The sequence below is a fragment of the Blastococcus sp. SYSU D00813 genome (assembly GCF_054050735.1).
This window is the reverse complement of sequence record NZ_JBJGZX010000006.1, coordinates 125598-136155: the sequence shown is the minus strand read 5'-3', so window position 1 is coordinate 136155 and position 10558 is coordinate 125598. Positions and strand designations below refer to the sequence as shown.

At 74.8% G+C, this 10558-nt stretch carries 10 protein-coding genes; 2 read left to right on the top strand and 8 right to left on the bottom strand.

Annotated elements, in window-relative coordinates; translation table 11 throughout:
- Positions 1-4: 4 nt before the first annotated feature.
- The 3 genes from ACI8AX_RS06420 to ACI8AX_RS06410 form a co-directional block, all read right to left on the bottom strand.
- Entirely contained in the window at positions 5-697 is a 693-nt protein-coding gene (locus ACI8AX_RS06420) for a TetR/AcrR family transcriptional regulator (RefSeq protein ID WP_456548954.1), read from the bottom strand.
- Between the two features lie 170 nt (positions 698-867).
- Positions 868-3198 carry a hydantoinase B/oxoprolinase family protein gene (locus ACI8AX_RS06415; protein WP_456548953.1) on the bottom strand — a complete coding sequence of 777 codons (2331 nt, stop codon included), beginning with the start codon at positions 3196-3198 and terminating at the stop codon, positions 868-870.
- Positions 3195-5312, bottom strand: coding sequence for a hydantoinase/oxoprolinase family protein (locus tag ACI8AX_RS06410; protein ID WP_456548952.1), 2118 nt, complete (start codon positions 5310-5312; stop codon positions 3195-3197). The genes ACI8AX_RS06415 and ACI8AX_RS06410 overlap by 4 nt, the downstream gene beginning before the upstream one ends.
- 332 nt (positions 5313-5644) lie before the next feature.
- On the opposite strand from ACI8AX_RS06410, the gene ACI8AX_RS06405 reads away from it, so the two are divergent.
- The gene (locus ACI8AX_RS06405; protein ID WP_456548951.1) at positions 5645-6220 is read left to right on the top strand and encodes a dihydrofolate reductase family protein; all 576 of its coding nucleotides are present in this window, start codon (positions 5645-5647) and stop codon (positions 6218-6220) included.
- Here the strand turns inward: ACI8AX_RS06405 and ACI8AX_RS06400 are convergent, their stop codons facing one another.
- Genes ACI8AX_RS06400 through ACI8AX_RS06385 form a run of 4 tightly spaced genes read right to left on the bottom strand, consistent with a single transcriptional unit; the run spans position 6221 to position 9281 of the window.
- The gene (locus ACI8AX_RS06400; RefSeq protein ID WP_456548950.1) at positions 6221-6907 is read right to left on the bottom strand and encodes an NRDE family protein; all 687 of its coding nucleotides are present in this window, start codon (positions 6905-6907) and stop codon (positions 6221-6223) included.
- Between the two features lie 12 nt (positions 6908-6919).
- Positions 6920-7654 carry an SDR family NAD(P)-dependent oxidoreductase gene (locus tag ACI8AX_RS06395; RefSeq protein ID WP_456548949.1) on the bottom strand — a complete coding sequence of 245 codons (735 nt, stop codon included), beginning with the start codon at positions 7652-7654 and terminating at the stop codon, positions 6920-6922.
- 53 nt (positions 7655-7707) lie between these two features.
- Complete coding sequence (locus tag ACI8AX_RS06390) at positions 7708-8919, bottom strand: RNA polymerase sigma factor (RefSeq protein WP_456548948.1); 1212 nt, start codon at positions 8917-8919, stop codon at positions 7708-7710.
- Positions 8916-9281 (bottom strand): YciI family protein, encoded by a 366-nt coding sequence (locus tag ACI8AX_RS06385; protein WP_456548947.1) that lies wholly within the window; start codon positions 9279-9281, stop codon positions 8916-8918. Before ACI8AX_RS06385 ends, ACI8AX_RS06390 begins: the two co-directional genes overlap by 4 nt.
- Positions 9282-9400: 119 nt before the next feature.
- Between ACI8AX_RS06385 and ACI8AX_RS06380 the strand changes: the two genes are divergently transcribed.
- Complete coding sequence (locus ACI8AX_RS06380) at positions 9401-9817, top strand: MmcQ/YjbR family DNA-binding protein (protein ID WP_456548946.1); 417 nt, start codon at positions 9401-9403, stop codon at positions 9815-9817.
- Here the strand turns inward: ACI8AX_RS06380 and ACI8AX_RS06375 are convergent.
- Positions 9814-10500, bottom strand: coding sequence for a DNA alkylation repair protein (locus ACI8AX_RS06375; RefSeq protein ID WP_456548945.1), 687 nt, complete (start codon positions 10498-10500; stop codon positions 9814-9816). The genes ACI8AX_RS06380 and ACI8AX_RS06375 overlap by 4 nt on opposite strands.
- Positions 10501-10558: the final 58 nt, after the last annotated feature.

Here is a 10558-nt window from a genome sequence, read left to right as displayed (position 1 = left end):
CCGCTCAGCCGCGCAGCAGCCGCTCCAGGTAGTCCAGGTCCTGGCGCAGCAGCGACAGGGCCCGCTCGGGTCCCTCGCCCTCGCCGGCCCGGTGCTCCTGCTCGGCCAGGGCGGCCACGGCCATGTCGGCCAGCTGGGCGGCGATGGTCTCCTCGCCCTGGCCGGGCTTGTGCCACCAGGCGACCCAGTTGCACATGCCGATGATGCCGAGCGCGGCGACCCGGGCGTCGACCGGCCGCAGCTGCCCGGCGGCGACGCCCTCCTCGATCACCGAGGTGAACTCCCGCAGCACCCGGCGCCGGCCGCGGGCGTAGACGTCGGCCAGCGCCTCGGGCAGCTCGGCCTCCGAGCGGATGAGCAGCCGGAACCGCTCGGGCGCCCCGGCGATGTTGCGGACGACGGCCGTGGCCATGGCGTGCAGCCGCTGCACCGGCGGGCGCTCGGCATCGGCGTTGATCCGGTGCAGCTCCTCGGCCGGCCCCTCGGTGAGCTGCTGGACGAGCCGGGAGAGCAGGTCGTCCTTGTTCTTGACGTAGTGGTACAGCGCCGGCCGGGTCAGCCCGGTCGCCTCGGCGATGTCCTGCAGGCTGGTGGCGGCGAAGCCGCGCTCGGCGAACAGCCGGGTGGCGTGCTCCAGGATCTGCGCCTCGACCAGGTCGCGCCGGGCGTTGGGTCGCCCCTCGGGTGCGCTGCTCACCGGCAGCCGCCCTCCTCGATGTCGTGGGCCTGTCTCGCGGGGCCCGGGCCGGGCGCCCGCAGCGTAGCCGGGCGGCAGGGGGCGGCCCGGCGGTGCGAGGCGTGTCCGGGGGAACGGCACGGCCGTGCGCGTCCCGGTCGGGGACGCGCACGGCCGTGGGGGAGGTGGGGTCAGCCCGCCGCCGGCGCCGCCGCCAGCAGGCGCTGCAGCTCGAGGACGTGGTCCTCGTGCGCCGCCGGGACGATCGTCGAGGAGATCGCGGTGAGGCAGCCCGGGCAGCAGTACTGCCGGAAGACGACCTCGTCGTCGACGTAGAGAGCCGGGTCGGAGGTCACCTGGGGGCCGGCGGCCGAGGACGGCCCGTCGAAACGGGCCAGCTGCAGCCGGCTGTCGGCCCGGGCGTCGCCGAGGACGCGCCCGCAGTGCCCGCACGCGACCACGGCGTGCCCGTCGAGGCGCGCCTCGACGAGGTTGTCGTCCAGCCGCCGGGCGCCGGCGAGGTCGACGGTGGCGGCCGGCACGTGCCCGTCCGCCGAGGTCCGCCGGCGGCGCTCCTCGCGCAGCTGCTCCCGGCGGGCACGGGTCGCCTCGTCGTCCACCCGGCCGTCGGTGAGCACCACGCCGTAGGCCTCGCGGGCGCCGTCCTCGGTGACCTTGAGCTCCGCGACGTCGCGGGCCACCGCCGCCGGCTCGCGCAGCAGCGGGTCGCCGTAGCCGCCGCCGCCCTGCCAGTGCATGTAGAACACCTCGCCCGGCGCCAGGTGGCTCTCGGCGTAGCAGGCGCCGTACTCCTGCTCGCCGCCCACCTCGGCCAGGTCGGTGGGGATCTCCCCGGCGGCCAGCCGGTCGGCCATCCCCGCCCCGCGGGCGAGCACCTCCACGCCGGTGTTGCCGGGGTACCCGCCGGCCAGCCCGTTGTTCTGGGCGACGGACTTGCCGGCAGAGGCGAGCACCAGGCCCATGGGCACGCTGGTGCCGTACGGCGTCACCGCGAGGGAGGCGCTGACGCCGCCGCGGTGGCGCCCCGGGCCGCCCGAGTCGGGCTCCTCGCGGCGCCACAGGGTCAGCAGCGGGTAGAGGTACTCGGTCATCTCCGTGTCGGGGATGCGGCCCATCGGGATGCAGAACAGGCCGCCGGTGTCCATGCCGTCGGCGCTGGGCCGGGCGCCGTAGCCGCCGGCCATCGGCTCCATGAAGATGTTGAGGAACGGCGTCGGGACGGCGCCGCGCTCGTCGAGGCCGGCCACCACGGCGGTGTCCCAGGTGCCGCAGCAGGTGGCCTGCACGCTGCGCTCCTGCTCCACCGAGCGGTCGAGCATCTGCGACAGGCACTCGGCCACCAGCGACCCGGTCAGCCAGGCGGGGCCGATCGGGCCCCGGCTGACGGCGGCCGGGAAGGTGGCGTTGTTGATCGTGCCCTCCTGCGACACGAGGTCGAAGCAGCGCATCAGCCCGCCGGCGGCCCAGGGGATGTCGCCGGCGAGGATCGGCAGCACCGCAGAGACGACGCCGCCGCGCATGCCGGCGTAGGTGCAGTTGATGACGCCGGACTGCGGGTCGGTGCCGGTGAAGTCGAAGGTCAGGTGGTCGTCGGTCTTGGTCATCGCGACGGTGATCCGGTGCAGGCCGCGGTCCCCGGCGTGCGACTGGTCCTGGTAGCCGCTGGCCTTCCACGTGCCGTCGGGCAGCGCGCGCAGCTTGCCGCGCAGGCGGTGCTCGGCGTCGGCCATCATCCGCTTCATCACGGCCTTCACCGTGTCGGCGCCGTACTGCTCGATGACGCTGAGCAGCCGCTGCCGGCCGATGGAGTTGGCGCCGACCTTGGCCCGCAGGTCCAGGCCGACCAGCATCGGCACCCGCGACCGGCGCACCCACAGGTCGGCGACGTCGTCCTGCAGCCGGAAGTCGCGGACCACCTTGACCGGCGGGGTGGGCAGGGCCTCGGAGAAGACGTCGGTGGCGCTGGGGGAGAAGGACCCCAGGCCCACGCCGCCGAGGTCCGGCTCGTGCGCGATGGCGCTGGTCCAGGCGAACAGCGCCCCGTCGTGGAAGACCGGCTGGAAGACGATGACGTCGTTCTGGTGCAGCCCGCCGCCGACCCACGGGTCGTTGCACAGGAACATGTCGCCCTCGGCGATGCCGGGGTTGGCCGCGCGGTGCCGCAGGGTCCAGTACACGGCGAGGTCGACCGCGCCGACGAGCATCGTGTTGTAGAGCCCGACCTGGACCTCCTGGCCCAACTCGTCGCCGATGGCGAAGTCGAAGTCGTTGGCGTCGGTGACGATCGGCGACCCCGACATCCGCTTCAGGGCCTCGCCCATCTCGTCGGTGACCGACCACAGCCGGTGCCGCACCACCTCGTAGGTGAGCGGGTCCAGGGCGTCGATCTGCTCCTGGGTGACGGTGTGCAGCGGCAGCGACGACGGGACCGACGCGGCGAGCTCGGCGGGGTCGACCGGGCGGCTGTCGAACCGCTCGGAGCCGGGGATCGGCATGCTCATCGGGAGGACTCCTCGGAGGGCGTGACGGAGAGGTTGCCGAGCCGGTCGACGGTGCCGGTGCGCCCGGCCGGGACGACGACGGTGGTGGTGGGGACCTCGACGATGGCCGGGCCCTGCAGGACGTGGCCGGCGCGCAGGCCGCGGTAGTCGTAGACGGGGGTGTCGACGAAGCCGGCGCCGTCGGCCAGGTTCACCGGGCGGCTGCCGATGCGGGCGGCCGACGGGTCGGGGGAGTCGGCGGCCGCCAGCTCCGGCAGGCGGGGGGAGAAGGGCAGCACGCCGGTGCCGCGGACGCGGTAGGTGATGGCCTGGATGCCCGCGGCGCTGAAACCGCTGCCCTCGCCGTACAGCTCGGCGTAGCGGCGCTCGAAGGCCTGGCCCGCCTGGGCGATCGTGGTCTCGTCGAGCGGCCCGCCGGGCACCGGCACGGCCAGCTCGGCCAGCTGCATGGTGAACCGCATGTCGATCTCGCGGTCGAGCTGGACCGACGTGTAGCGCACGCCCTGCCGCTCGAGCGCCTCGCGGACCCGGGTCTCCAGGTCGGCGAAGTTCTTCTCCACCCGCACCGGGTCCAGCGGCATCGCGGCCGGGTCCGACAGCTCGGCGGCGACGACGATGTCGGAGGAGGCCAGCCCGTAGGCGGAGAAGGCGGAGGCGACCTGGCCGAGGGGGACGACCACCTCGGCGACGCCGACCTCGGCGGCGTAGGCGGCGCAGTGCGCGGGGCCGGCCCCGCCGAAGGCGTAGAGGACGAAGTCCCGCGGGTCGTGCCCGGCCTCGACGACGGTCTTGCGCAGCAGGTCGCCGGTCTGGGCGTTCTGCACCGCGTGGATGGCGGCCGCGGCGTCCTCGACCGACAGGCCCAGCGGCTCGGCGACCCGGGTGCGGATGGCCTCGCGGGCGCGCTCGACCGACAGCGGCTTTCGGCCGCCGAGCAGCCCGCGCTCGGGGAGGATGCCGAGCACGAGGTTGGCGTCGGTGTTCGTGGGCTCGGTGCCGCCCTGGTCGTAGCAGGCCGGGCCGGGCACGGCCTGGGCGCTGTGCGGGCCCACCTGCAGGTTGCCGCCGGCGTCGAGCCAGGCGATGGCGCCGCCGCCGGAGCCGATGGCGTGCACCTCGAGGGTGGGCACGTTGATCGGGTGGTGGTTGATGATCGTGGTCGTCGCGCGGACCGGCTCGCCGTCCACGACGAGGCCGACGAGGAAGGTCGTGCCGCCGACGTCGGTGGAGATGATGTTGCGGTGGCCGAGCTGCTCGCCCAGCGCCACCGAGCCGATCACGCCGCCGGTCAGCACCGAGCCGACCGTGCTGATGGCGGTGGCCGGGGCCTGCCGGGCGGCCACCGCGCCGCCGTTGCTCTGCATGACCAGCAGCGGGCCGCGCAGGCCGCGCTCGCGCAGGCCGTCCTCGAGGGTGCCGAGGTAGTCGCGCAGGCCGGGGCCGATCTGGGTGCTCATGATCGTCGTCGCGTTGCGGGCGAACTCCCGGATCCGGGGGCTGACCTCGCTGGAGAGGGCGACGAAGACGTCGGGGTCGATCTCGTGCACCAGCTCGCGCAGCCGCCGCTCGTGCACCGGGTTGCGGAAGGACCACAGCAGCGAGACGGCGATCGCCCGCAGGCCGTCGTCGAGCAGGGTGCGGATGGTGGCCCGGGCGGCGTCCTCGTCGAGCGGGACGATGACGTTGCCGTCGCGGTCGACCCGCTCGGTGACCTCGAGCGCGTGCTTCTTGGGCAGCAGGCCGTGGGACTTGCTCTGGCCGAGCACGTGCTGCAGCTCGTGCGGCGAGCTGCCGAGGTACCGGCCCTCGACGTTCATGATGTAGATCGAGTCGCGGTGGCCCCGGGTGGTGAGGAAGCCGACCGGCGGCACGTTGCCCATCACCAGCGCGTTCAGCGACGAGGTCGTCCCATGGGCGATGTGGTGGGTGTCGGCGAGCATCTCCTCCAGCGGCCGGCCCAGCTGCTCGGCCAGCACGGAGAGGACGTCGAGCACCCCGCGCGAGTAGTCCGGCGGGGTGGAGGGGGCCTTCGCCGCCAGGATCGTCCCGGCGTCGTCGTCCAGGACGGCGTCGGTGAACGTCCCTCCGACGTCCACCCCGATCACATAGGCCACGGTGCGCTCCCTTGCGTCGACCTCGGAGGCGGGACGGCGACGGCCGACCCGGTTTGACGAGCGCGTTGATTTTTCGACGTAACCTTCGCCACGTCAAGGGGGCGGCGGGTCCTACTGCCAGCGGAGGGACTGCAGGACCGCCGACACCCGTCGGTGCTCGCGGCCGCGGGGCTCGAGGCCGGGCTCGGTGGACACCACCGCCGTCACCGACGGGCTCGACCGCTGTTCCCGCACTCGGCGGTGTCGAGCGGACGCGCTCCGGGCCGCGGCGATGAGTCCGGGGGCCGCGCGAGGTCGACACAGGGACTGGACGCGTTCGAGGGGAGACCGCCGTGCCGGAGCTGATGGTCGACTTCATCATCTCGCTGGACGGCTACGGGGCCGCCGAGGGCTGGCCCGGCTTCTGGGGGATGGAGGGCCCCGAGTACCTCTCCTGGCTCGACGCCGACGGCGCCGAGCCGGTCACCACCCTCATGGGGGCGACGACGTACCGGCTGATGTCCGGGTTCGCCGCCGAGGCGCCCGCCGACGACGCGGTCTTCGCCGCGCTGGCGGCGATGCCGAAGGTGGTGTTCTCCTCCACGCTCGAGCAGCCGCTGTCGTGGGCGAACACCGAGCTGGTCCGCGGGGACGCCGTCGAGGCGGTGCGGGCGATGAAGCGGGGCGGGACGCGGCCGATGCGGACCCTGGGCAGCGTCAGCCTCTGCCGGTCGCTGCTCTCGGCCGGCCTGGTCGACCGCTACCGGGTGGTGGTGTTCCCGGTCATCACCGGCGCGACCGGCACGGACCGGGTGTTCGACGGCTATCCCGACGTCGCCCTCGACCTGGTCGAGCACCGCCTGTTCGACGGGCGGCTGCAACTGCTGGAGTACGCGCCCCGGGTGCTCGAGGGGCCTCCCGGCGCCTGATCAGCCGGCGTCGGCCTCGAGGGTCTGCCAGGGCTCGTCGGTCCACGGCCGCCGGCTGTGCTCGATGCGCAGGGCGCCGGGCCGGGCCTCGATGAGCTCGGCGAAGACGGTCGCCCACACCTCGCCGTCCTCCTCGTGGCGGACGACGAGCGCGCCCGGGTCGTCCTGCGGGGGCTCCAGCCGGGCGCGCCACTCCTCCGGGTGGGCGGCGGCCGCGAAGTCGGCCAGGAACCGGTCGGCCTTGCGGTCCTCGGGGCCGCCGGAGGTGAGCATGTGCGTGCCCGGCGGGTGCTCGGTGACGCGGACGTCGGAGCCGTCGAAGTCCCAGGTGACGGCCCGCTCGGGGCTCACGAGGAGCAGCGCGAAGCTGGCCATCCCGCGCAGGTCGACGTGCTCGGGCCAGTCGAAGCCCCGCTCGGCCGCCAGGAGCGGGAGGACGCCGCGGCTCGGTGCGCCCGGATCGGCGTCGCGCTTGGCCGGCCGGTTGACCAGCAGCGCCGTCGTCCCGGTGCCGACGTGCGTGGCGCACCAGGTGCCGCCGGCCGTGCGGTCCCGGCCGCCGACGAGCTCGGGGTGCTCCGGCCACCACCGGCCGGGGTCGTCGAACTCGCGGGCGGTGGACTCGTCGCGGAGCGCCAGGATCCGCACCGGCTGCCCCTCCGACCGGCGGACGACGACGGTGCACACGCCGCCATCGTGTCAGCGCGCCTCGGGGTCCGGCCCGTTGACCGCGCGGCCGCCGTCGACCGGCAGCACCGCGCCGTTGACGAAGCCGGCGGCGGGGGAGAGCAGGAAGGCGACGGCGGCGGCGACCTCCTCCGGCGTCCCGGCGCGGCCGAGCGGGTGCAGGTCGGCCATCTGCGCGTCGACCTCGGGGTGGTCGGCGCGGTACCGCTCGGAGCGCGCGGTGCTGATCGAGCCGAGCGCCACGGCGTTGGTGCGGATGCCGTCGGGCCCGTGGTCGACGGCCACCGCCCGGGTCAGGCCCTCGACCGCGGCCTTCGCGGTCGCGTAGGGCAGCGCGCCGCGGACGGGGCGCTGGGCCTGGTGCGAGGACACGTCGACGATCGAGCCGCCGCGGCCGCGGGAGAGGAAGTGCCGCACCGCGGTGGAGCAGCCGGTGACGGCGAGCGCCAGGTTGGTGGTGATCAGCGCGAGCACCTCGCCGGCGGCGGCCGAGCGCAGGTCCGCGTCGCGGAAGACGGCGGCGTTGTTCACCCACCCGGCGAGCGGGGCGGTGGCCTCCGCCCGCTCGGCGGCCCGGACGGCGGCGGCGGGGTCGGCGGCGTCACCGGCGAGGAACTCGACCCGCTCGTGCTCCCACTCCGGCCGGTCGGTGTCGAGCACGACCACGGCGCCCTCGGCTGCCAGGGTCTCGGCGATGGCGCGGCCGACGCCCTGCGCTGCGCCGGTGACGACGAAGGACCGTTCCACTGTGCGCGCCTCCCTGGGATCGGCGGACGCCTCCATCGCAGCACGACCGGCGGTCACGGGCCCCCCGCGTCCAGCCGGCGCAACCGGTCGCGGAGGTGGCGCTGCTCGGCGACGTTGACGGTGGCCGCGACCGCGCGTCGGTAGGCGTCGGCGGCCTCCGCGCGGCGGCCGGTCCGCTCCAGCAGGTGCGCGCGGACGGCGTCCAGGCGGGCCAGGCGTGGGTGCTGCGCGGCCAGGGCGTCGAGCGCTTGCAGGGCGCCGTCCGGCCCGCCGACCATGGCCTGGGCGACGATCCGGTTGAGCGTGACCGTCGGGTTCCCGGTGAGCCGCTCGAGCAGCGAGTAGAGCAGGTGGATCTCGGCCCAGTCGGTCGAGCCGGTGTCGGGCGCCGTGGCGTGCAGCCCGGCGATGCAGGCCTGCAGGAGGTACGGACCCGGTGCCGCGCCGGGGGTGACGGCGTCGAGCAGGGCCAGGCCCTCGGCGACCAGGGCGCCGTCCCACCGCGTGCGGTCCTGCTCGTCGAGCGGGACGAGCCGGCCGCCGGGACCGACCCGCGCCGGGTGCCGGGCCTCGGTGAGCAGCATGAGCGCGAGCAGCCCGGCCGCCTCGGTGGAGTCCGGGAGCGCCCGCCGCAGCAGCCGGGCGAGGTGGACGGCCTCCGCGGCGAGGTCGGCGTCGCGGGCGGGCGCGCCGGTGGTGGTGTGGTGGGCCTCGGTGGACATCACGTAGAGGACGTCGAGCACCGGGCCGAGCCGGTCGCCGGGCTCGGCCGGCCGCGGCAGGGCGCCGCTCCCGGCGAGCCGGCGCTTCGCGCGGGTGATCCGCTGGGCGATGGTCGCCTCGGGGAGCTGGTAGGCGTTGGCGATCTGCGCGGTGCTGAGCCCCGCGACGGCGCGCAGGGTCAGGGCGACCTGCTGCGGCCGTGGGAGGTCGGGCGAGCAGCAGAGCTGGAGCAGCAGGAGCGCGTCGTCGCCCTGCTGGGCGGCGCCGTCGAGGGGCGCGGCCAGGCGGGCCTCGCGCTCCTCGCGGTCCCGCCGGCGGACGTCGCTGCGGACCCGGTCGACGTACCGGCGGCGAGCGGTGGAGAACAGCCAGGCCTGCGGGTCGGCCGGTGGCTGCTCGGCCCACTGGCGGTGCGCGTCGAGGAGGGCGTCCTGGACGGCGTCCTCGCACAGGTCGAACCGGCCGTACCCGTGGGTGCGCACCAGCCGGGCGAGGGTCTGCGGCGCCAGCTCGCGCCACAGACCCTCGTCGGGCGGGGTCATCCGGCGCCCAGGTCCTCGAAGACGACCGGGCGGATCTCCAGGGCCAGACCCGGGATCCTGGCGTCGGGGATCTGCAGGGCGAGCTCGACGGCGCGCGCCTCGTCCTCGACGTCGACCAGGTAGTAGCCGCCCATGAACTCCTTGGCCTCGACGAACGGGCCGTCGGTCACCTCGGGCCGGTCGCCGCCGCGCACGACCTTCGACCGGCTCGGGTCGCCGAGCGCCGCGGTGGCGACGAACTCGCCGCTCTCCTTGACCGCGGACATGAAGGCGCCGTGGCCCTCGCCGATCAGCTGCTGCTGCTCCGCGGTGAGCTGCTCGAGCATGGCCGGGTCGACCTGCATCAGGATCACGTACTTCACGTCGTCCTCCTCGTCGGCTGGCCACCCGCGGTGGGTGACGCACCCCGTGGTCGTCACCGGCACCGTGGATACGACAGGACCGGCGGAGATTTCTCAGCGGACTGCCTACGCTGCCCGCCGTGACCGCTGACCGGCCGGCCCGCGTCGAGGACGTGCACGAGCTCGCCCGGGCGATGCCGCACGTGACGGTCGTCCCCGGTGGCAGGGGCAACGCCGTCTACCAGGTGGGCGGCAAGTCGTTCGTGTTCTTCCGGACGCCGCGGCCCGACGCCGTGGACCCGGAGACGGGCGAGAAGCTCCCCGACGTCATCGTGTTCTGGGTCGAGTCGGAGGCCGACAAGCTGGCGCTGGTGCAGGACGAGTCGACGCCGTTCTTCAGCACGCCGCACTTCGACGGGCACCCGTCGGTGCTGGTGCGGGCCTCACGCCTCGGGGAGATCAGCCGGCAGGAGCTGGCCGAGGTGGTGCAGGACGCGTGGTTGGCCCAGGCCTCGCCCCGTCGGCGGGCGGCCTGGCTGGCCGAGCACGGGTCCTAGACACCCTCCCGGCGGCGCACCATCTCGCTGATCCAGACCGGCGCGTACGGCGACGTGCAGTTCGGCGGCGTCGGGTAGTCCTCGAGCACCCGCAGCCGCTCCCCGATGGCCAGAGCGCGGGCGCGGTGCTCGGCGTGCTCGATGCCGATGGTGGCCAGGCACTGGTTCATCGCCCACTGGAGGCGGTCCGGCGCGTCCTTCATTACCGCCTCGATGACGTCGAGCAGGGCTCCGAGGTCGAGGCCGTCGGGGGACTTGGCGACGCGGTCGCTGGTGAGGGCCCAGCCGGCACTCGCGACGACGGGGTCGGCGTCTGCGAGCCACGTCAGCCGCAGGTCCTCCCGGTGCGGGCTCTTCTTCACGACGTAGTTGACGAGCCAGTCGTGCACCTTGGGCGTGCGCGCCTCGCGGAGCATGGCGTCGAGCTCGTCGCGCTCGAAGGCCTTCGGGCGGCAGACGAGGAGCGCGAGCAGGCGCGCGGCACCGTTCCCCGTGTGCCAGAGCTCGACGGCGAGCGGCTGCTGGACCTTGAGCTGCTTGGCCAGCGCGCGGAGTGCGCCGAGGTTCACGCCGTGGTCGTCGCCGTGCCGCTCGTTGACCTCCCGCGCCCTGGGGTCCTCGAGGTCGGCCAGCGCGGCCAGCACCTCGCCCACCGTCGTCCCGGCCTGCTGGGTCACCACCACGGAAGCCTCCGTCCATCGTCGTGTCGCGTCGGCACGGGGTCAGCCTGGCAGGTGTCCG